The organism is Mucilaginibacter achroorhodeus (assembly GCF_007846095.1).
GTDB lineage: Bacteria > Bacteroidota > Bacteroidia > Sphingobacteriales > Sphingobacteriaceae > Mucilaginibacter > Mucilaginibacter achroorhodeus.
Window position 1 is genome coordinate 1 of record NZ_VOEI01000005.1, and the last position, 23,891, is coordinate 23,891.

Below are 23,891 nucleotides of genomic sequence, written 5' to 3' on the forward strand. Positions count from 1 at the left end.
ACGGTATTTGCTCAGATAATTCCGCTTTAACGTAAGGTCATTATTAATGTTCCGCATAACAATATTGCTTTATTCTTTAAAGCTAATTCTGTTACCGAATTAATTGACCTTTACAATTGCGAGGAGCGACAGCGACGTGGCAATCTTGTAGGCTCAATCAGTTTGCTTGTCCTCTAAGATTGCTTCTCCGCCAACCGGCGGATCGCAATGACATGGAGTTTATTAACTGATCTCCAATCAACCAATCGCCAACTAACTAACCCCTTACTCCGCGTAAGCGATAGTTGCTATACTTAATTTAAGCCCGAGCACTTTAAGTAGTTCGATACCGCATGCCTCAAGGGTAGAGCCGGTAGTTACAATATCATCAACCAGTAAGATGTGCTTGCCCGCAAGCCGGTCAGAAGAAACTATACTAAAAACATCCTTCATGTTCTCGAACCTGGCAAAGCGCGATTTATGTGTTTGCGTTTTGGTTGCCACCGTCCTAACAAGATTATCTGTTTCGCATTTACAGCCTAAAGCAGTACTGATGCCTTCTGCAAAGTGCTCACTTTGATTATAGCCCCGTTCTTTTAAGCGTTTTTTATGCAATGGCACGGGTACTACGTAATCTATATCAGCAAATATTGGATTTTGCTTAAGCTGTCTGCCGGCAATGTCGCCTAACACGTTACCTATCTTGTGCATTCCCTCATACTTTAATTGATGAACAAGGTTCTGCACCTTACCGCCTTTGTTGAAATAGTATAGCGCATAGGCCGCTTCTATGTTTAGCTTGCCCCAAAATTGTTGGGCTACAATGTTATCAGGCTGTTGGTGAAAATTGGTTAACGGCAGGTTGTAACGGCAATCGGTACAAATCACATCCTCGCCGTTTACCAAACTTGCGCTGCAAGCCGCACAAAGCTGCGGGAATATCAGCGAAACAAAATCGGACAGGTAGTTACCAAGCAATTGCATGTCTTAAGTTAAGGAAATTAAATTGCTTTTTAGTAAGACATGTCACTGCGAGGAATGATAGTGATGTGGCAATCTCCACCCGGCAAATAAACGCGAAGAGATTGCAACGCTTTCGCTTGCAATGACACACGGATATATTCTATTTCCCTCTTCAGGGGTTTAGGGGGTTACCGCTTCCTTTTCTTTTTCCTTCTCGTTTATTGCCAACTGTCCGCAAGCTGCATCAATGTCTTTGCCGCGACTGCGGCGAATATTGGTTGTGATGCCTTGTTTGCGTAAATATTCTGCAAAGGCTTCAATGCGGTCTTCTCCTGCATTAATAAAGTTGGCGAATGAGATAGGATTATATTCAATGATATTAACCTTGCACGGCAGGTGCTTGCAAAAACGCGCCAGTTCTTCGGCGTCTTTAAGGGTATCATTAAAGCCATCAAAAACAATGTACTCGTAGGTTACCGCGTTTTTAGTTTTGGCGAAGTAATATTTAAGTGCATCGGCCAATGCCTTTAACGAGTTTTGCTCATTAATAGGCATTATGGTATTACGTTTTTCGTCGTTAGCGGCATGCAGTGAGAGGGCCAGGTTAAATTTCACTTTATCATCACCCAGTTTGCGTATCATTTTGGCAATGCCTGCGGTAGAAACAGTGATGCGCTTAGCTGCCATGTTTAAACCATCTTCAGCAGTGATGCGCTCTATTGATTTTAAAACGTTAGCATAGTTAAGCAAAGGCTCGCCCATACCCATGTATACAATATTTGAAAGGGGGATGCCATAATTTTCGCGGGCCTGCTTATCGATGAGCACAACCTGGTCGTAAATTTCGTCGGGGTTAAGATTGCGTTTGCGCTCCATGTAGCCGGTTGCACAAAATTTGCAGGTAAGGCTGCAGCCCACTTGTGACGATACGCAGGCTGTCATCCGTTCAGGTGTCGGAATTAAAACACCTTCAATTAAGTGAGCATCATGTAATATAAAGGAATTTTTTATAGTTTTATCAGCACTAATCTGCGAAGAGTTTATTCCAACCTTGTTTATTACAAATTTTTCATCCAGTTTAGCGCGAAGTTCTTTTGAAATGTTGCTCATGTGATCAAACGATAAGCACGACTTCTTCCACAACCATTCATAAACTTGTTTGGCCCTAAAGGGCTTCTCATCCATGTTTATAAAGCGTTGTTGCAGAGCCTCAAGCGTTAAGCTGCGGATGTCTATTTTATCTTTTTTATCACTCACGTTACAAAAGTACTTATTTTTAAAAAAATCTGTTCTTAATTTAAAGTCATTCTTTTTCAGGATTAAAAACAATAACTTAAAGTTAATTGTAATTCTTAAAAAAAATGGTTTTATAGAGACATTGCTGATGCCAAGTTATATTAATGAAAACTTTTAAAGCCGATTACGTTTTCCCCGTAAGTGCCGATCCGATAAAGAATGGGGTTGTTACTGTGGATGATTATGGGAAAGTCATCTCAGTTAACAACGAAGAAACTGCAGATCCCAATGTTCCTTTTGAAACACTTAGCGGGGTTATCGTACCTGGTTTCATTAACACACACTGCCACACTGAACTTTCGCACCTCAAAGATAAAATTGCTCCCGGCAATGGGCTTATCTCCTTTATAAAGGAAATATTAGCAACCAGAGCTGCCGACCCACAAGCCATTGCTGACGGCGCCAAAGCTGCCGACCAGGAAATGTATGATAATGGCATAGTTGCAGTTGGAGATATTTCAAACACTGCAGATACGGTAGAGATGAAGGCCGCCAGCAAAATGTATTACCATACTTTTGTTGAGATACTGGGCTTTATACCGGAAAGGGCCGAACAGGTTTTTAATAGCGCGCTTGAAACGGCAGAAAAGTTTAAACCACACCCGTCATCGGTTACAGCACATGCGCCATACACGGTATCAAAAGAGCTGTTTAAGCTGATTAAAAGGTATAGTGATGCGAACGAGAATCTTTTAAGTATTCATAACCAGGAGTGCGAGGACGAGAATAAATTTTATCGCTACAAATTAGGGGGCTTTATAGATCTTTACAAGCACCTGAACATTAATATAGATTTCTTTAAGCCCCAGGCACGCAACTCGTTGCAAAGCGTAATACCCCTGCTTACCAATAAGCAGAATATTCTGATGGTGCATAATACCTGTACCAATCTTAAAGATATTTACTTTATAAAACGTTTCGATCGCAGGATAAACTGGTGCTTTTGTCCTAACGCCAACCTGTATATAGAAAAACGCCTGCCGAAGGTGGAGCTATTTGTCAATCAAGACCTTAACATTACTTTGGGTACTGATAGCCTTGCATCAAATACTAAGCTTTGCATCCTGAGCGAAATGCGCACGCTACAGCAAAATTTTCCTTCTCTGAGCCTGGAGTTGCTTTTACAATGGGCCACTATCAATGGTGCAGCGTTTTTAGGGATCGATAATACCAAGGGCACTATTGAGGCCGGCAAAACACCCGGGCTTAACCTGCTTACAGGTCTTGACGGTTTTAAGATAACCGACGATACCAAAGTGAAGCGGTTGGTTTAATTCAATTTGAAGATCCGTCAATTTGAAAATGAATTTCTGTTTTCAAATAATTACTGATTAATTTGACGATTATGGATTTAGATCATGACTGTGGAATTACTATGGTCAGGGTAATCTTCAATTTTTAAATCCTCTAATCGAATACATGAAACACTTGGATATTACTGTTACGGGCAAAGTGCAGGGCGTGTTTTTCCGAAAATCAACCAAAGCAGTTGCCGACCAGTTAGGTGTGCGTGGCTTTGTACGTAATGAGGCCAACGGCGATGTTTTTATAGCTGCTGAAGCTGATGATGCAATCCTTGATATGTTTATGGATTGGTGTAACGAAGGCCCCGAGGATGCCAAAGTAACATCCGTAACAACCAATGAGGGCGAAGTGAAAAACTATCGTAATTTTGAGGTAGTTAAAAAGTAATCTCAAACCACAGCAATCAGAATTTGTCAACCGCTAAAAAATTTGCCGGCCAAACGGCTATATACGGTACTACCACAGTTGTACAGCGTTTACTAAGCTCTTTACTTACACCACTGTATACCCGCGCTTATGACCCTAAAGTTTATAGCGTATTTAGTACCCTTTACAGCTATGCGGCAGTACTGCAAGCCTTGCTGGCTTTTGGCATGGAAACTACTTTTTTCCGTTACCTCAACAAGTACCCCGATCAAAAAAGGCAGGTTTACAATAATAGCTTCTGGGTTGTTTTTTTAGTTACAATATTTTTTCTGCTATTTGCTGTTCCGTTTATACATACCATCGCAGGGTTCATAAAAATTGGTGAAAGAACTTCGCAAGCCGAGTTTAAACGATATATCAAATACTTCTTATGCATCCTGGTAGTAGACGCCTGGTGCGCTATTCCGTTTGCAAAACTCCGCGCCGACGGCAGGCCACTTAAATATGGTGTTGCCAAGCTTGTTAATATTTCTGTAATGGTGGGGCTTAACCTCATATTTATTTGGGTGCTGCCATATATTGTTAATCACAATATTGCCGGTGCCGAGTGGATAAAAACATGGTTTGTGAAAGGGTGGGTTGGATATGTTTTTATATCAAACCTGGTAGCAAGTATTGTTACGCTGTTATTACTGCTGCCAGAGCTGCTAAAATTGCAATTGAGCTTTGATAAGGTGATGTTTAAAAACATGTTTGCCTACAGCTGGCCTGTAATGATAGCCGGATTATCCTACATCGTTAACGAAAATTTTGACAAGATACTTTTAGGCAAATTACTACCTGCCAACATCAGCGAACAGGAAGTTGGTATTTACTCGGCCTGCGCGCGCATCTCAGTTTTCCTTAGCTTGTTCAACCAGGCCTTTCGGATGGGGGCCGAGCCATTCTTTTTTAGCCATGCTAAGAATAAAAATGCAGGCTACACCTACGCTAAAATAATGGACTATTTTGTGATAACCATGTGCCTAATGTTCCTTGGGGTGGTTGCAAATATTCAGATCCTCAAACATTATGTAAATAACCCGGCCTATTGGGTAGGTTTAGGGGTTGTGCCGCCCCTTTTGTTGGGTTATGTTAGCCTGGGCATTTATACCAACCTTTCTATATGGTACAAACTGTCAGACCAAACCCGTTACGGGCTTTATATTTCCGGTATCGGCGCAGTGTTAACCATCGTTCTGAACGTTATTTTTATCCCCATATATAGTTACATGGCATCAGCGTGGATCTCGCTGGCTGCTTACGCAAGTATGATGATAATGTCATACATATGGGGGCAAAAGAATTATCCTATACCATATAATTTAAAGAAGAACGTCGCTTATATCGTTATTTCAATAGTGCTGGTTTATCTTTCGTTCAGCGTATTTCACCGCAATATATTTATAGGTAACGGGTTATTATTATTGTTTGGCTTGGGCACTTTATATGCCGAGCGCAACCAATTAAAAGCTATATTGAAACGGTAACAATCGTACGTAACAAATGAAGTTTGCAGCATTACTAACATTGGCCACGGCGTTTGCCGGCAGCTGCCTTGCTCAAAATAACAAGGCTGCGGTGTCCCGGCCTATGAGCCAGGCGGATAGTGGTATGGTGAAACAACTTTTTTTCACGGCGCTGCGCGAGAAAACCATCGACAATAAGAAACAAGCTTACGACCTTTTTAACCGCGTTTTACAGATAGACCCGGCTAACGATGCCAGTATGTTTGAGCTGGCCAACCTGGAGCAATTACAAAACAACAGCGCCGCTGCAGAAAGTTTATTAGAACGCGCCGTTACAGTAAACAAAGATAACGAATGGTATTGGCTGGCGCTGGCAGGCCTTTATGAGAAAAATAACGAGCTGACCAAGTTAGAGAATGCGCTTACAGAGCTTATCCGGCTCAATCCGGACAGATCTGAATATTACTACGGCAAAGCCAATGCCTTTTACCTGGAAAAAAGGTATGATGAAGCCCTTAAACTATACGATAAAGTTCAGGAGCTTTCTGGCCAAAGTGATGAACTGGCATTAAGCAGGCAAAAGATCTATCTGCGCCAGGGCGATGTTAAAAAAGCCGCCTCCGCTTTAGACCAGCTGATAGCTTCTAACCCAACGCAGGTAAGGTATTACCTGGCGCAGGCAGAGATATACAGCTCAAACAGTCAGCCGGACAAGGCTATTGAACTCTTACAGAAAGCAAAAAAAATTGACCCTGATAATGGTTTGGTGCATCTGGCCCTTGCTGATATTTACCGTGAACAGAACAAGCCCGAAGCCAGTTACGATGAACTGGAACTGGCTTTTGCCAACCCGGATGTTGACATAGATCAAAAGCTGCGGATCGTAATGGGTTATGTTCCCAAATTTCCAGAGCCTAACGCTCAAGCCAGCGCCCTGCAGTTAAGTAAAGTGATGGTTACGGCCCATCCATCGGATGTTAAGGCTTACGCCATCTATGGTGATATGCTTTTGCAAAACCGCAAACTTACCGAGGCAAAAGAAGCTTACAAAAAAGCAGTAGCGCTTGACCCTAAAGCATACAACATACAGGAGCAGTTGGTACGTATCCAGCTTTCGCAAGGCGATTTTGATGCCGCAATAAAGGATGGCGAAAACTCATTATCTATGTTCCCTAACCAGGCCTGGATGAATTACATGGTTGGTGAAGCCTGGCAGCAGAAAAAGAACCATGCAAAGGCCATTAGCTATCTAAGAAATGCTACCATGCTTGAGGCAGAGGATAAAAGCCTGCTAACGCAAAGTTATTCTGCCTTAGGCGATGCTTACCATGCTATGGGTGATATCAAAAATTCAGATACGGCCTATGAAAAGGCTTTGAGCATAGACCCGGATAACGCCTACACGCTGAACAATTATGCCTATTATTTGTCGTTAAGGAACGAGCAGTTAGACAAGGCAGCGCAGATGTCTAAGCGTAGTAATGAACTGATACCTAACACGGCATCTTTTGAAGATACCTACGCCTGGATATTATTTAAACAGAAAAACTACACCGGGGCTAAACTTTGGATAGAAAAGTCTATCAAAAGTGATAAAGGTGCCAGTGCTACCAAAGTTGAGCACTATGGCGACATATTATTTTTTACAGGTGATGTTAACGGTGCCGTTGAAAACTGGAAAAAAGCTAAACAGCTTGGCACTAACTCGCCTTTGTTACAAAGAAAGATAGATGAGAAAAAATATTCTGAATAGTTTAGCCATTATCTGCACAATTGCGGTGTTATCGGCATGTAAATCAAAAAAATTAACGCAAGTTGCACGGCCCGCCACTGCCGATTCTTCAGCAACGGTCAAATCTAACTCGGTGCGGGAAAAAATTTCGGCCATCCGCTCAAAGCAGGTAAGTTTCAATACGTTCACGGGCAAAGCTAAAACCAAATTGGATATTAACGGTAAGGGAAATGATGTTACGCTGAACATCCGTATTAACCGCGATCAAAAAATATGGATCTCTATAACCGCTATTGCCGGCATTGAAGTAGCGCGTGCACAGATAACCCCTGATAGTATACAGGTGATAAACCGCTTGCAAAGTGTGTATCTTAAAAAGCCTTTCAGCTACATTTACCAGTTTGCCGGCAGGCAGGTAAATTTTAAAACCGTGCAGGCATTGCTGATAGGTAATGCCATACCCGAAACCTTGAACGAACAGGCAGATATCACTGTAGAAGGTAACAATACTGTTATTAATGGCACGCTGCAAAGCGTTGTTTACAAGCTCTTGTTAGGTGCCGATCTTAAGGTTACGCAGACCAACCTTACTAACCAGGCAGCCCGCCAAACGCTGCAAGTTACTAACAATGTGTTTATACAGGAGAACGGTCGCATTATTCCATCACAGATAGATATTCAGTCGACCGCTGGCGATAAGCAGATCAAGGCCAATCTTAAATACAATACAGTAGAGTTTGATAAGCCGCTCGAATATCCGTTTAGTATCCCAAAAAGTTACGAACCTGCTAATTAAATTATATTTTTGGTGGATGAAATTTTTTAAAGCTGTACTTTTTCTGATCTGCGTGCTTGGTTTAAGCAGCGCGTTTGCGCAAAGCAGCGCCGAACTTAAACGCCGCCGCGAAAAGTTGAATGACGAATTAGACCAACTTAACCGCGAGTATCAGGAAACGGCCAGCAACAAAAAGGTATCATTAAAGCAATTGAATATTTTAAAAGCACAAATAAACCTGCGTGAAGAAAAGATAGTCAACATCAATTCTGAGGTAAGAAATTTAGATAACCAGATCTCTCAGAGCAATAATACCGTACGTAGTTTACAAAGCCAGTTAGACCAGCTAAAGAAAGAGTATGCCGGCATGGTGCTTTTTGCTTACCGTAATCAAAGCGCGTACAATAAACTGATGTTCATATTTGCAGCAAAAGATTTTAACCAGGCCTATCGCAGGCTTAAATACCTGCAGCAGTTTGGTACATACCGCGAACGCCAGGCTGGCTACATTCAGGGCACCCAGCGGGATCTGCACGTAAAGATCAATGAGCTTGACCGGGATAAAAAGGAAAAGAATAACCTGCTAGCTAACCAGGAAAAGGAGAAGGATGAGTTAGGGAAGGCCAAAAACACGCAGGTAAAAGTAATTAGCGATATATCGAAGCAGCAGGGTGCCATTAAACAGCAACAGCGTGATGTACGTAAACGTATTGCACAAACTAACCGAGCCATTACTAATGCCATTGCCCGTGAGATTGAGATTGCAAGGCGGGAGGCAGAGGAAAAAGCCCGTGCAGAAGCACGTGCTGCAGCGGCAAGGGCCAAAGCAGAAAATCGGGAACCGGCTGCTCCGTCAAAAACCGCCATTACCAAATCATCAACCAATAGCCAGGTGCTGAACGCTACGCCCGAAGCAGCAAGGTTATCAAATGACTTTTTGGGCAACCGGGGTCGTCTGCCATGGCCTGTAGCCAACGGACAGTTGCTGCATGGTTTTGGTACTTACACGGATGCCGATGGTATACGCAGCGAAAGCAGCGGTTATGAGATACGTACTGCCGCCAATGCGCCGGTAAGGGCTGTATTTGAAGGTGAAGTACGAGCTATACAGGATGTTGCCGGTGCGTACACGGTAATTTTAAGGCATGGTGAGTATTTTACATCTTATTCAAACCTCAGGTCGGTATCAGTAAGCGTTGGCCAAAAGGTTTCAACTAAGCAAACTTTGGGTACCGCAGCTACCGATCCGTCGACCGGAGATCCTACTGTATCATTTACCTTAAGTAAGAGCAGAGATTTTCAAAATCCTAAATCTTGGCTTGCCGATAATTAGTTTTAAATTACCGCGTTAAGCTTATACTACTATTGTATATTTGTAAACTTTAATTACAGAAAATGTTAAGTTTTGTTCCCTTGTTTTTAAATATCGGTACCCCTGAAATGATATTGATATTATTTGTGGCACTGATGCTTTTTGGTGGTAATAAACTGCCTGAGCTTGCACGCGGTTTAGGTAAAGGTATCCGCGAGTTTAAAGATGCATCTGAGGATGTTAAGCGCGAAATAAATAACCAGATCAATAATTACGAAGACAAAAAGACGGTTGAAAAACCGGCAATAACGGCCGAAGAGGAAAACAATACGGCGGCTAATTATAAGCCATACGAGCCTGTTGAGGGCGCTATATCAGCATACACCGGGCACTCGGCTACAGATGCTATTGAAGAACATACAGAGGAACATAAAATAGAAGGATCAACCCCGGCTGCTGATGCTACTTTTGAGAACGAGACTGAAATTAAACCGGTTGCAGAAGCAAAACCTGCAAGCCACATCAACTTAACTAAACCTGAAGAAGTAGCTGCTGAAAAGAGAACTACTGAAGAGTAATACATAGAAAATATTAATTAATTAAACTTAAAATCATGGGTGGATTAGGCGCACCAGAAATCATTCTGATCATTATTGCGATATTGATCTTGTTCGGCGGTAAAAAAATACCTGAACTAATGCGAGGCTTAGGTAAGGGTGTTAAAGAATTTAAAGACGCACAGAACGGCGAAAGCACAAGTACTACAACTACAACAAACAACGAAGAAAAACCTAAGGTTTAATCCTGCCGTTGCTATTGATAAAGGCGGCAAAACCGCTATTACTGAACTTATCTGTTGAAAATTTTAAGCTTCAACAGATAAGTTTTTCTATTTTAGGCCCATGGCTAAAAAGTATCACTCTTACAGTGACATTAAGAGCGGGTTACAAAGCGGAGACGTTACCGTTGAGCAGTTGGTTAAGCAGTACCTTCAGCAAATAAATACAAATACCCATCTAAACGTATTCAATGAAGTTTTTGGTGACGAAGCACTTGCTCAGGCAAAGGCACTTGATGTACGTTTAAAAAATAATGAACCGGTTGGCAAGCTTGCGGGTATGGTTATCGGTATTAAAGATAACATTTGCTATAAAGATCATAAGGTTACTGCCTCTTCTAAGATATTAGAGAATTTTACTTCCATATACTCCGCAACTATTGTAGAACGTTTACTGGCAGAGGATGCCATTATCATAGGCCGTTGCAACTGCGATGAGTTTGCCATGGGTGCATCAAATGAGAACTCGTACTTTGGCCCGGTTAAAAACTTCGCTGATGAAACACGTGTGGGTGGCGGCTCATCGGGTGGTTCTGCAGTTGCTGTGCAGGCAGGTATGTGCCACGCTGCCATAGGTACCGATACAGGCGGCTCCGTTAGGCAGCCTGCTTCATTCTGTGGTGTGATAGGCTTAAAACCTACTTACGGCCGCATATCAAGGCATGGTATTATCAGCTATGCTTCATCGTTTGACCAGGTTGGGCCCATCACGCAATCAGTAGAAGATGCTGCATTACTGTTAGAGGTAATGGCCGGACCTGATGAATACGATGCTACCCTTGCCAACCAACCGGTACCTGCCGCGAATGAACTAAAGCCTGAAGCACGTCAAAAGCGCATAGCCTACCTGCAAGAAGCTTTAACAAGTCCTGGTGTTGATGCTGATGTGAAAGGTACACTTTCAACTTACATAGATAAGCTACGTGCTGATGGACACATCGTAAAACCGATCTCTTTTGAGTTGCTCGATTACCTGGTGCCTACGTACTACATCTTAGCAATGGCCGAGGCTTCATCAAACCTGGCTCGTTATGATGGTGTGCACTACGGTTACCGTAGTCCCAATGCTACAGATCTGGTTTCTACCTATAAAAAATCGCGTTATGAAGGATTTGGTAAAGAAGTTAAACGTCGTATTATGTTAGGTACTTTTGTGCTTAGCGCAGGTTATTATGATGCTTATTACGCAAAAGCCCAAAGGGTTAGGCGCCTGATACAGGACAAGACCAACGAAATACTGAACGATTTTGATTTTATCCTGACACCCACCGCGCCCGAGCCTGCCTTTGCTTTAGGGTTAAAGGAGAAAGACCCTGTAGTTACCTATCTATATGATATATTCACAGTGCAGGCCTCGCTGGCCGGATTGCCCGCAATATCTTTACCGGCAGGTAATAACGGTAAAGGTTTGCCGTTAGGTTTACAATTGCTCACCAAAAAATTTGGCGAAACTGAACTGTTAAATTTTTCGGAATATTTCTTAAAGCTATAGCCGATTAATATATTAGTAAATAATTCTCGGGTGACTTTCTGAGGATACCCTAAAATATGAAGAAACTGCTTACTTTTTTTGCCTGCGTTTTACTGGCGCATGCAGTTAAAGCCCAGGCTGCCATGCAGCAGGATACCAATGTTACCGCACCTGAGTTGCAAGCACCGGTATCTATATACAACAATGTCATTTTTAAACGCCGGTTAGATTCTATCCAAAAAGAAGTACCGCTTGATTATAATGGTTACGTACAGGCCTATATTGATCTCTACAGCAGACGAAGAGATGAAATGGGCAAAATGATTGGTTTATCCAGGTATTACTTCCCTATTTATGAAAAGGCATTTGCTGATGCCGGTATCCCTGACGAGATCAAATATCTTTCAATAGTGGAGTCCGCCCTTAACCCTAACGCCATATCTAAAGTTGGTGCTGCGGGGCCTTGGCAGTTTATGTCAGAAACGGCAAAGATGTACGGTTTGGCCATGACGGAGTACGTTGATGAGCGCCGCGACCCGGTACAGGCCAGCAATGCAGCCGCGGCTTACCTTAAAGATGCCTATATGCAGTTTGGCGACTGGCTGCTGGCTATAGCATCATATAATTGCGGCAAAAGCAATGTGCAGCACGCATTAGAACGTACCGGCGCACATGATTACTGGTCAATCCGCGATCAATTGCCTCCGGAGACCCGAGGATATGTTCCCGCTTTCATCGCAGTTAATTATGTGATGAAATATCACAAGTATCATTACATAACACCGCAAAGCGCAGGTTTGGCCATTATTACAGATACGGTAATGACAAGCAAATTTGTTGCGCTTAGTCGCGTGGCGCAAGCGCTTGGCATGCCGATTAAAGATCTTGCAGCCCTAAATCCATCTTACCGCCAGCAGATAGTTAACGGCTCCGCCACCAATTTACGCAGGATAGTAGTCCCCAAGCTTAATAAACAACAAAGTGACATTTTGCATACTGCCATCAACGATATAACTGCGCCTGTACGCCCGTTAAGGCCTATGCAATATGCAGCTATTAATCCACCGCCTGATTTGCCTGCAAGGCCATACATGGCTAACGCTGCACAACAAGCATACGTGGTAAATGGTGCTGCTATTACGCCAACCATACACGTTACCAAAAAGGGGGAAACCTTATCTACCATAGCAAGCATGTTTAACGTAAAGGTTGAGCAATTGATGCAGTGGAACAAACAGTTAGGTGGCAATGCGAACTTACCACTGCTGCCCGGATTAACGGTGAACATTGGTAACGGCTGATAGAACCTGCGTACCTGCGTTTAATTTAAAGTGCCTTAACCTTAGCCTTTTTGTTGGCTCTTCAGGAAAAGTAATTGTAATTTTGGGGGCTTCAACAAAAGAAAGAACATGAACAAACCAAATCGTAAGCAGGATGCCCTTAACTACCACGCTAAAGGCCGCCCCGGTAAAATACAGGTAGTTCCTACAAAGCCTACAAATTCTCAACGCGATCTTACGCTGGCCTATTCGCCGGGCGTTGCAGAACCCTGCCGCGAAATAGCCAACAATGTTGACGATGTATATAAATATACTGCCAAAGGTAACCTGGTTGCGGTTATAAGTAATGGTACTGCGGTGCTTGGCCTGGGCAACATAGGCCCGGAAGCCAGTAAGCCGGTGATGGAGGGTAAAGGCCTTTTATTTAAAATATATGCCGATATTGATGTGTTTGACCTTGAGGTGAATGCTAAATCGGTAGATGATTTTGTGAACATTGTTAAAGCGCTTGAGCCAACCTTTGGCGGCGTTAACCTCGAAGATATATCAGCCCCAACTTGTTTTGAGATAGAGCGCAGGCTAAAGGCCGAGATGAATATCCCGGTAATGCATGACGACCAGCATGGTACTGCCATTATATCAGGCGCAGCCCTGATGAATGCCTGTGAGATACAAGGCAAAAAGCTGGATAAGATAAAATTAGTAGTGAACGGTGCCGGTGCTGCAGCGGTTTCATGTACCAAAATGTACCTGTCTTTAGGTGTTAAGAAAGAAAACCTGGTGATGTTTGACATCAATGGTTTGATAACCCCAGAGCGTACCGACCTGGATGATATAAGACTGGAGTTTGCCACTAATCGTAAAGATATCACTACCCTTGCGGAGGCCATGAAAGGTGCCGACGTGTTTATCGGCTTATCTGCCGGTAATGTGGTAACTGCTGATATGCTGGTGAGCATGGCTAAAAACCCCATAGTTTTTGCAATGGCTAACCCCGAACCGGAGATAAACTATGATGTAGCAACGGCTGCCCGTAAGGACATCATCATGGCTACCGGCCGTTCAGATTTCCCTAATCAGGTGAATAATGTGTTGGGCTTCCCATACATCTTCCGTGGTGCTTTAGACGTACGTGCTACTGCAATCAATGAGGAGATGAAGATCGCCGCTGTTAAAGCTATTGCAGAGATGGCTAAAAAACCGGTACCGGAAGCCGTTAACCTGGCCTACAACATCACCAACCTTAAATTCGGCAAAGATTATATTATTCCTAAACCGATGGATCAGCGTTTGATCACGGAGGTATCATCAGCGGTAGCAAAAGCAGCCATTGAATCAGGTGTTGCTCGCAAGATCATTACCGATTGGGATGCTTACAACGAGGAATTGATATCCCGCCTGGGCAGCAATAATAAACTGCTGCGCGATATGACCAACCAGGCTAAACAGGATCCTAAACGTGTGGTATTTGCCGAGGCTGATAATTACAAGATATTACGTGCGGCGCAAATAGTAAAAGAAGAAAAGATCGCTACGCCTATATTGTTGGGTAATGAAGAACGTATTCGCCAGATCATGCGCGAAACCGAGCTTGACCTTGGTGACGTTGAGATCATCGACCCTAAGAAACATACTGCCCGTTCTGAAGAGTACATGAATTTTCTGTTCAAAAAACGCCAGCGCCGTGGCGTTACTTCATTCGAGGCCAAAAAAATGATCACCGACCGTAACTACTACGGTGCTTGCATGGTGCAGTTTGGCGAGGCCGACGCATTGATTTCGGGTTTAACCAAGAACTATGCCTCAACCGTTAAACCTGCCTTACAGATCATCGGTATTGAGGAAGGGATTAGCCGCGTAGCGGGCATGTACCTGATGATTACGCCAAAAGGTCCATTTTTTTTCGGAGATACTACAGTTAATATAAACCCTACGGCCCAAGAACTCGTAGACATAACCGTGTTGATAGAGAAATCGGTTAGGCAGTTGAATATCCAACCCCGCGTTGCGATATTATCATATTCAAATTTTGGCTCAAACGATGGCGAATTGCCGGAAAAAACACGCGCGGCAGTTAAGATATTACATGATAAATACCCGGATATGGTAGTAGATGGTGAGATGCAGGCAAACTTTGCGCTTAATCCGGCGCTGCTTGCCGATAACTTTCCATTCTCAACGCTTAACGGAAAGCCGGCAAATACGCTTATCTTCCCCACACTGGAATCAGGCAATATTGCCTACAAACTGATGCAGGAGATTGGTGGTGCCGAAGCAGTTGGCCCTATCCTGTTGGGTTTGAAGAAACCCGTTCACGTATTGCAGTTAGGTAGCTCGGTACGCGAAATTGTAAACATGGTTACCATCGCCGTTATAGATGCGCAAATAAAATGTGCCGCAATGGAAGCCAAAACAAAAAAGAAATAATCTGAATAAACATGTACGACTATATTGATGGTAAACTGGCGTTTAAAAGCGCAGCTTATGTGGTGATTGATGCAGGTGGGGTTGGTTACCAGATCAATATATCGTTAAACACTTACTCGCTGCTCGGCGAGGGTGAACGTTGCAAGTTATACACCTGGCTGCACGTTAAAGAAGATGCACATACACTTTATGGTTTTGCCGATGCAGGAGAGCGTAAGCTTTTCCTGCATCTGGTTTCCATATCAGGCATTGGCCCAAATACTGCACGGATGATGCTATCGTCCATAACCCCGGCAGAGATACAACAAGCCATTGTACAAGGCAACGTGGCGCTGATAAAAAGCATTAAAGGCATCGGCCCAAAATCTGCCCAACGTATTATTTTAGAATTACAAGACAAGCTTAAAAAAGAAGGTCCGGATACATTGACTTCCATTGTGGTATCAAAAACAGCAAAAGACGAAGCGCTTTCTGCATTGGTTACCCTTGGTTTTGCACGCAACGCAGCAGAGAAGGTTCTGGATCAGGAGATAAGCAAAAATACAGGAGTTTTAACTGTAGAGCAACTTATCAAATACGCGCTTAAGAACTTATAATTACTGATTTAATAAACAAACTTGGTTAAACTTTTTACTACTAAGCTTTTTGTAGTTATACTCTTTGTATCTGCTTTAAGCGGGGTAGGGAAGCTATATGCACAGCAAATACCTGTGCAACAGACAAATCAGGTTCCAAACCAGCTGCCTAATCAGTATCCGGCACAGCAAGGGCAGCAGCAATACCCAACACAGCAAGGCCAGCAGTTCCCAAACAGGCAGGTACAATATCCCAACCAGCAAAACCCTAACCAGCCGCAGCAACAGCCGTTTAACCAACAACCGCGGCCCGGGCAAACGCCGGTGCAGGCACAACCCCAGTCCAATACAACAGGCCAACCCTTACGCGCAGATACTGGTTATAAACCCGGCCCTGTTAAACTGCGTGAGCCAACCACAAAGCGTGAGCGTTCGGGGCTGTTTTTTAAAGACCCGCCCGGCCTGGTACGAACGGTGGAGTACGACCCCGCAACCAACCGTTACATTTTGTATGAAAAGTTAGGTAACCTTAATTACCGCGCTCCCCAGTACCTAACCTTTAGCGAATATATGCTGCTGCAGCAACGCAGTGTAAGGCGCGATTATTTTCAGCAATTATCAGATAATTACGCTTTTGAGTCGGAGCAGCCGGGCTTTATTCCGCAAATGCGTGTGCGCAGCAGAACCTTTGAGCAGATCTTTGGCAGTTCAGTTATCAATATCCGTCCGCAGGGATCAGCAGAAGTGATTTTGGCCGGGCAGATCAATAAGAATGAGAACCCGCTTTTTAATACCCGCCAGCGTAACCAGTTCAACTTTAATTTCGATCAGCGTATACAACTGAACGTTACCGGTGACATCGGTGATAAACTGAAGATCACCACCAACTATAATACGCAGGCACAATTCCAGTTTGAAAACCAGATCAAACTGGATTACACCGGTCACCCGGATGAGATCATCCAGAAAGTTGAAGCCGGTACTGTAAGCATGCCATTGAATACCACACTTATCACCGGTAGCCAGGCGTTGTTCGGGGTGAAGACGAAACTAAAATTCGGCCGGTTAGATGTTACAAGTATCTTTTCGCAGCAACGTTCGCAGTCAAGAAACATTACCATTACCAATGGTTCTCAGCAGGGAAATATCTCTATAACCGCTGCAGATTATGAGGCGAACAAGCACTACTTTCTATCGCAGTACTTCCGCAACAATTATAATCGCGCGCTGGCCAATATTCCTATCATCAGCTCAAACATCACCATTACCAAAATTGAGGTATGGACAACCAACCGTACCAGCGTAACTACCGATTCGCGCGATATATTGGCTTTCCTTGACCTGGGCGAGAACAGGCCTTACAACCCGCAGTTTAGCGGTGCAGGACAGAGCGGCTACCCCGCAGGCTTCCAGGGGCCGGGCTTTACGCAGCAGTCTAACAACCTCCTAACGAATATCCCCGCAGGTGCGCGTAATACCAATTCAAACGATATTGCTACCTACTTCCGAGCAACAGGCGGTACAGATAATTACGCAAAGCTCACCTACGCCCGTAAGTTAAAGGATAATGAGTTTACACTGCATCCGCAATTGGGTTACCTATCCCTAAATTATCCGCTAAATAATGATGAAGTATTGGCCGTGGCATACCAATACACCGTAAATGGCGTGCAATATCAGGTGGGTGAGTTTAGTAGCGACAGACCGGTGAATACCGCAACGCCGCAGGTATTGTACACCAAGCTTTTAAAGAATGAGCTGTTAAAAACCAGCTTGCCGACCTGGGACCTGATGATGAAAAACATCTACTCGTTAGGAGCAAGCCAGATAAGCCCAACCAACTTTAAGCTGAACATTACCCGTTTGGATGATAAATCGGGCATTGAAAAGATAGGCATTGACGAGGGGACCAACACCAAAGGCAAACGCTGGCTGCAGATAACAGGCTTAGACAACCTTAATCAGCAAAATGATAAAAGCCCCGATGGCTTTTTTGATTTTTTGGAAGGAATAACTATCGATTCGCAGAACGGGCGCATCATGTTCCCAACGGTTGAACCTTTCGGCAGCGACCTTGCCAGGCAGTTTACCCCGGCCGAAGGCGACCTTAATACCCGCTACGTTTACCAACCGCTGTATGATTCAACCAAGGTTATTGCGCAGCAGTTGTTCCCAAAGCTTAATCGTTATCTCATCAAAGGAACTTACACGGGGCAAAATGGGTCGGAGTACCAGCTAAATGCTGTGAATGTTCCGCAAGGTTCCGTGGTGGTAACGGCAGGCAACCTGCGTTTACAGGAAGGTACGGATTATACTATCGATTACAGTTCCGGCCGGTTGAGGATGCTTAACCAGGCTTTGTTGCAATCGGGCCAGCCCATCAACATCAAGCTTGAGAATAACGAGCTTTTTGGCGTGCAACAGAAGTCTCTCTGGGGTACCCGGTTAGATTATCATGCAAGTCCTAAGCTTGCCTTGGGTGCTACCTTAATGCATTTAACAGAGCAGCCGCTCAATCAGAACGAGATAGTTGGGCAGGAGTCCATATCAAATAGCATATGGGGCTTTGATGCCAACTACAGTTCCGAATCAAGGTTCCTGACCCGGTTGGTGGATAAAATCCCTTTCATCAATACCAAAGCGCCATCAACCATTAACTTCAGCGGCGAGTTTGCACAGTTAAGGCCGGGAAGCCCCGGTGCACTTAATTTTGCCGGATCAAAAAATGGTACATCATACCTGGATGATTTTGAGAACAGCCGCACGGTAATAGATATAAAGGGCGCTTTGAACTGGCAGCTTTCGGGCACGCCGCAAATGTTTTCGGAGAGTAATCTATTTAATGACCTTAGTTACGGTTACAACCGCGCGAGGCTGGCTTATTATAATATCGACCCCATATTTTATGTGAACTCCGGTAACATACCTGTATCAAGAAGCGATCTCTCTAACCATTACGTAAGGCAGGTTTTAGAGCAGGAGGTGTTCCCCTTTAAGCAATCTACTACCGGGCAGCCAATCAGTTTGGCAACGCTTAACATGGCGTTCTATCCAACCGTTCGTGGTCCGTACAACTACACTACAACAGGCCTTAATACTGACGGTACCTTACAAAACCCGCGTAGCAGGTGGGGCGGTATGTTCAGAAAATTAGAAACTAACGATTTCCAGGCACTCAACGTAGGCTATATCGAGTTCTGGATGCTTGATCCGTTTATTTATAAACCTAACTCGACCGGTGGCGATCTGTATTTTAACTTAGGTAGTGTATCTGAAGACATTTTGAAGGACGGCCGTAAGAGTTTGGAAAATGCTTTGCCGGTTGATGGCATAACTGCTGATAAGGTTGACGAGACCAACTGGGGCCGGGTATCAAAACTGCAGCCGGTTGTAAATGCCTTTGACAACGACCCTAATAACCGCCGCCTGCAGGATATTGGTTTAGATGGTTTAAATGATGCCGACGAAAAAACAAAGTTTGCACCCATGCTGCAGCAAACGCAAGGTGTGTTGAACCCACAAGCAGCACAAATTTTAAACGCCGACCCATCATCAGATAACTATCAGTACTACCAGGGTGCCGCTTTAGACCAGGCCCGTGCGGGCATATTAGAGCGATACAGCAAGTACAACGGTACCGAAGGTAACTCAAAAACTGCAGAGCAATCACAGGCGGAATTAGGTATTCAAACCTCCGCATCAACTTCACTGCCGGATGGTGAGGACATCAACCGCGACAACAATATGAGTCAGGCTGACGAGTATTATCAGTACCGCGTGTCTATCCGCCCGCAGGACATGGTGGTTGGCCAAAACTTTATCAATGACAAAATTACCGCAAACGTAAAACTGCCGAACGGCGAAACACAATCAGTTACCTGGTACCAGTTCCGCGTACCTATTACCGAATACAGCAGCAAAGTGGGCAACATCCAGGATTTTAAGGCCATCCGTTTCATGCGGATGTTCATGACAAACTTTGCCGATACTGCCGTACTGCGCTTTGCAACGTTGCAATTGGCCAGTAGTGAGTGGCGTACCTTTAACGCAGAGAATAACCCGCTTAACGTTATTGCCGACCCTGCAATACCCAACCCGGTAAACGATGGGTCTATGCTTGATGTGCAGGCTGTAAACATTGAGGAGAACGGTAACCGCACACCGATACCTTATGTAGTGCCGCCGGGCATCAATCGCCAGCGCAACTATAATAACCTGCAAACTGATACCAAGCTTAACGAGCAGTCGCTGTCGTTAAACGTGACCAACCTGCGCGATGGTTATTCGCGGGCTGCTTTCAGGACATTCTACAATGATCTGCGCTCTTACAAACGCGTACAGATGTTTATTCATGCCGAAGGCGACCAGCTTAAAAATAATGACCTGAATGCCTTTGTACGTTTGGGCGTTGATTACCAGGATAACTATTATGAGTACGAGTTGCCGCTTGCCATTACCACACCCGGCACCCGCGACCCCGGCGCTATATGGCCATCGGTAAACGAGTTGAATCTTGAACTATCGATATTAACCGATGCAAAGCTGGCACGCAACAATGCAAAGCTCAACGGGCAACCGTGGCCCTTCACTGTGCCGTTTGTTTACACTGATGGCGCTAACAAGGTTACCATTAAAGGCCAGCCCGATCTGAGCCGCCTGCGTACCATTATGCTGGGTGTACGTAACCCATACAGGGGCAGTGGCCTTGGGGGGGATGATGGGTTAAATAAAACCGGCACCGTTTGGTTTGATGAATTAAGATTAACAGACTTTGACCAGCGCGGCGGTTGGGCAGCTACGGCGCGTATGGATGCGGCGCTGGCAGATTTTGCCAACATCACCGTGTCCGGCAGCAAAAGCACCATAGGCTTCGGTACGTTAGATTCTCGCGTAAGCGACAGAAACCGCAGCGATAATCAGATCATAGATGCATCGGCTAGTGTGGAGTTAGGTAAGTTTTTCCCGGAGAAAAGCGGCATCCGCATACCTGCTTATGTAAACATATCCACCCAAAAAAGCACGCCGCAGTACGACCCTGGTATGCCCGATGTGGAATTAAAGAAATCTTTAGCAGCTGCGCAAACCAGCCAGGCTCGTGATTCTATCAAGCGGGTATCAGAAGATTTTACCGTTCGTAAGAGCATTAATTTGACCAACGTGCATAAAGAGCGTACCGACCCATCGGCGCCGGTACACGTTTGGGATGTAGAGAACTTTGCTGCCACCTACGCCTATACCGAGTATAACCATCACGATTTTATTGTGGAGAACGATATGGCTAAAACCTACCGGGTAGCTTTAAATTATAACTACGTTAATGAGCCTAAGTTTATAACACCTTTTGCCAAGATCATCAAAAGTAATATGCTTGCGTTGGCGCGCGATTTCAATTTCAGTATCCTGCCATCAAGGCTAAATTTCAGTATTAATTTTGACAGGTTCTATTCTGAGAACACCCTGCGCAATAATGACCCGAACAATTTCATCCCTATACCAACATCATTCAATAAAAACTTTAACATCACCCGGGTTTATGGTATCGGCTGGAATTTATCTAAGTCCTTGTCGCTGGATATAGATGCAACAAACCTATCGGTAGTGGATGAACCGATGGGCCGCATAACTGGCTTAAAGCGCGATACGCTATGGGACAACCTGATGAAACTGGGCCGAACGGTTAATTACAATCACACCATCAATATTAATTACACCACGCCAATAAACAAAATACCTGGCCTGGAGTGGACAGCCTTAACCGCCCGTTACAGTACTAACTTCAACTGGCAATCGCAGCCAACATTTGCCATTAATAACCCAACTTATGATGTAGGTAACAGCATCCAAAACGCCCGCACTATCCAATTGAACCCCAATCTTAACTTTGCTAATTTTTATAATAAGTTCCGCGGTTTAAGGCGTGGCAGGGATGATAAGCAAAATGTTGGGAGTATATTTATGGGACTGCTCACCAGTGTTAAAAACATTAGTGGGTCATACACCCGTACCGAAGGCACTTTCTTACCCGGCTACCTGCCAAAATCAAACCTTTTTGGGCAGGATCTTAGCTACGATGCACCGGGCTTAGGCTTTTTGCTGGGCAGCCAAACAGATATACGCGGCCGAGCCATTGCAAGCGGCTGGATAACAACTGATACATTACAGAACCAGTTGTTTGTAAAATCATTTAACGAGGATATCCAACTTCGCAGCGTTATTGAGCCGCTGCCCGATCTGCGGATAGAGTTACGGGCATTCCGTACGCAGGACAGAAACTACCAAACCCAGTTTAAATATCTGCAAAGCACGGGGCAGATAGAAAATTTAAGTCCGGTAACGTCGGGTACATACAGCGTTTCATTCCTGTCAATAGGCACAGCGTTCGCTAAAGGTGGCGACGTGGACAGGAATTCGCCTGCGTTCCAAAAGTTCTTAGATAACCGGGCGGTTATATCCCAACGATTGGCGCAGCAAAATCCCAATTCTACAGGTAATAAAAATGGCTACGCCGATGGTTACGGGCCAAATGCGCAGAACGTTTTAGTGCCCGCGTTTTTGGCAGCATACACGGGTAAAGATGCAAGCTCGGTTAACCTAACGCAATTCCCTAAAATACCAATACCCAATTGGGATATTAAATACAGCGGGCTTGCACGGTTACCGTTGTTTAATGAGTTGTTTGAGTCTATCGATCTGCGGCATGTGTACCGATCATCCTATAACGTAAGCGCGTATACCACACTGCTGCAGTATCAGGAAATTGCAGGCCATAGCGTAACCCGTGATGCCAACCAAGACTTTTTGCCGTACTACCAGTTCTCACAAGTAAGTATTCTTGAATCTTTCCTGCCGTTATTGGGCGCAGACATCCGCTTCAAAAACAGCATGACGGCTAATGTGGAATTTAGCAAGAACCGCTTCCTTAATTTAAGTATGCTTAACAGTCAGTTAGCCCAGCAGGATGAAAATATTATTGTGCTTGGATTTGGTTACCGGCCGAAGAACTTTCACATGCCATGGGGATTATTCGGGACAGGCAACCGAGATAACAACGATGTAAACTTTAAATTGGATGTGGCCATACGTGATAAAAAGCTGGTGATTTACCGTGCAGATGTGCCGGGGGCCGAGGTTTCATCGGGCGCCAAAAATATCACGCTACGTCCTTCTATCGACTATGTGATCAACCAGCGCTTTAACCTCAATCTATTTTACGATAGCAACATTACAAAGCCATACACTTCGCAGGCATTTACAACGGCGTTCACCAATTTTGGCGTTAACTTAAAGCTGTTGCTGCAGTAGCCATTTCTATGGATATTAAAATCATGCGTTATCAAAAACCTTAAATGTGCATGCATGTTGTAAGAACATGCAAAGTTACAGGAAACCGGTTTGGCAAACCATAGGCTTAGGGGCAGTGGCGGGGATGCGTGCAAGTGCTGCGCCTACGCTGGCAAGTTATTATTATCATGATGGCGCTTCGCCGCTTTTGCCTTTCGGGGTTTTTAGGTTCATTCAATCGCCGATTAACAGCGTTGCTTCCAAATTGATCGTTTTGGCTGAAGACAAAAAGCCGATTTTAAAAAAACCTTCGCTAAACCAATTGGCTTTAAATGTGATGTCCGGCGCGTTGGCAGGCGCAACCATATTCCGCAAGAACAAACAAAGCATGGTTAACGGGATGCTTATTGGTGGTGCAGCGGCTTTGGTAACATCTGTGGCGGGCTTCTACCTTAAAAATTATGCGGAACGTTTTCCTGAGATCACATCGCCTTTAAGTGATGCTTTCCAGGATGCCTTCAGAGCAAGCAGTGGCGTTGCGCTTAGCAAACGATAATACTGCAAGATGGGGCCTGTTGCCTTTTCTCTCGTAGTAATACCTGGTATTTTTAAGGCAGTCGTTTAAATAAGCGGTTAACTCAAATTTTCGTGAACCTATATGTTCCGGCGAGGGGTATAAAGGGACATGTATATCATACTGTGCATAAGTAAATGCGTTGTTGAGCAAATAAAAAACAATAATAGTAGACCCTTCATGTCATAAAACTATATAAATGGCTGGCC

Annotated in this window: 16 protein-coding genes; 14 read left to right on the forward strand and 2 right to left on the reverse strand. The window is 44.4% G+C overall.

The genetic code is table 11. From position 1 onward, the window contains the following. Positions 1-264 precede the first annotated feature (264 nt). Both FPZ42_RS13850 and rlmN read right to left on the reverse strand, forming a co-directional pair. Complete coding sequence (locus FPZ42_RS13850) at positions 265-963, reverse strand: ComF family protein (RefSeq protein WP_146272256.1); 699 nt, start codon at positions 961-963, stop codon at positions 265-267. A gap of 159 nt (positions 964-1,122) precedes the next feature. Continuing rightward, the gene (gene rlmN, locus FPZ42_RS13855) at positions 1,123-2,199 is read right to left on the reverse strand and encodes a 23S rRNA (adenine(2503)-C(2))-methyltransferase RlmN (protein ID WP_146272257.1); all 1,077 of its coding nucleotides are present in this window, start codon (positions 2,197-2,199) and stop codon (positions 1,123-1,125) included. A 143-nt stretch (positions 2,200-2,342) separates the two neighbouring features. Between rlmN and FPZ42_RS13860 the strand changes: the two genes are divergently transcribed. The 14 genes from FPZ42_RS13860 (at position 2,343) to FPZ42_RS13925 (ending at position 23,664) form a co-directional block, all read left to right on the forward strand. Next, on the forward strand, positions 2,343-3,512 hold the full coding sequence (locus tag FPZ42_RS13860) for an amidohydrolase family protein (RefSeq protein WP_146272258.1): 1,170 nt from the start codon (positions 2,343-2,345) through the stop codon (positions 3,510-3,512). A 145-nt stretch (positions 3,513-3,657) separates the two neighbouring features. Then, a complete protein-coding gene (locus FPZ42_RS13865; protein ID WP_146272259.1) occupies positions 3,658-3,930 on the forward strand; it encodes an acylphosphatase in 273 nt (90 codons plus the stop codon). Positions 3,931-3,953: 23 nt separating this feature from the next. After that, positions 3,954-5,438: a lipopolysaccharide biosynthesis protein gene (locus FPZ42_RS13870; RefSeq protein ID WP_146272260.1), complete on the forward strand. Its 1,485-nt coding sequence runs from the start codon at positions 3,954-3,956 to the stop codon at positions 5,436-5,438. 16 nt (positions 5,439-5,454) lie between these two features. Beyond that, positions 5,455-7,170 carry a tetratricopeptide repeat protein gene (locus FPZ42_RS13875; RefSeq protein WP_146272261.1) on the forward strand — a complete coding sequence of 572 codons (1,716 nt, stop codon included), beginning with the start codon at positions 5,455-5,457 and terminating at the stop codon, positions 7,168-7,170. Next, positions 7,148-7,945 carry a DUF4292 domain-containing protein gene (locus tag FPZ42_RS13880; RefSeq protein ID WP_146272262.1) on the forward strand — a complete coding sequence of 266 codons (798 nt, stop codon included), beginning with the start codon at positions 7,148-7,150 and terminating at the stop codon, positions 7,943-7,945. Before FPZ42_RS13875 ends, FPZ42_RS13880 begins: the two co-directional genes overlap by 23 nt. Positions 7,946-7,961: 16 nt before the next feature. After that, entirely contained in the window at positions 7,962-9,257 is a 1,296-nt protein-coding gene (locus tag FPZ42_RS13885; RefSeq protein ID WP_146272263.1) for a murein hydrolase activator EnvC family protein, read from the forward strand. A 62-nt stretch (positions 9,258-9,319) separates the two neighbouring features. Beyond that, positions 9,320-9,814: a Sec-independent protein translocase subunit TatA/TatB gene (locus FPZ42_RS13890; RefSeq protein ID WP_146272264.1), complete on the forward strand. Its 495-nt coding sequence runs from the start codon at positions 9,320-9,322 to the stop codon at positions 9,812-9,814. Between the two features lie 35 nt (positions 9,815-9,849). Further along, entirely contained in the window at positions 9,850-10,038 is a 189-nt protein-coding gene (locus tag FPZ42_RS13895) for a Sec-independent protein translocase subunit TatA/TatB (RefSeq protein ID WP_146272265.1), read from the forward strand. A 100-nt stretch (positions 10,039-10,138) separates the two neighbouring features. Then, positions 10,139-11,566, forward strand: a complete 1,428-nt coding sequence (gatA, locus tag FPZ42_RS13900) for an Asp-tRNA(Asn)/Glu-tRNA(Gln) amidotransferase subunit GatA (protein ID WP_146272266.1) — start codon at positions 10,139-10,141, stop codon at positions 11,564-11,566. Between the two features lie 56 nt (positions 11,567-11,622). Then, on the forward strand, positions 11,623-12,846 hold the full coding sequence (locus FPZ42_RS13905; protein ID WP_146272267.1) for a lytic transglycosylase domain-containing protein: 1,224 nt from the start codon (positions 11,623-11,625) through the stop codon (positions 12,844-12,846). Between the two features lie 108 nt (positions 12,847-12,954). Then, positions 12,955-15,252: an NADP-dependent malic enzyme gene (locus FPZ42_RS13910; RefSeq protein ID WP_146272268.1), complete on the forward strand. Its 2,298-nt coding sequence runs from the start codon at positions 12,955-12,957 to the stop codon at positions 15,250-15,252. An 11-nt stretch (positions 15,253-15,263) separates the two neighbouring features. Next, positions 15,264-15,848, forward strand: a complete 585-nt coding sequence (ruvA, locus tag FPZ42_RS13915) for a Holliday junction branch migration protein RuvA (RefSeq protein WP_146272269.1) — start codon at positions 15,264-15,266, stop codon at positions 15,846-15,848. Between the two features lie 303 nt (positions 15,849-16,151). Next, positions 16,152-23,129, forward strand: a complete 6,978-nt coding sequence (gene sov / locus FPZ42_RS13920; RefSeq protein ID WP_146272590.1) for a T9SS outer membrane translocon Sov/SprA — start codon at positions 16,152-16,154, stop codon at positions 23,127-23,129. A gap of 67 nt (positions 23,130-23,196) precedes the next feature. Further along, on the forward strand, positions 23,197-23,664 hold the full coding sequence (locus tag FPZ42_RS13925) for a hypothetical protein (RefSeq protein WP_146272270.1): 468 nt from the start codon (positions 23,197-23,199) through the stop codon (positions 23,662-23,664). Positions 23,665-23,891: the final 227 nt, after the last annotated feature.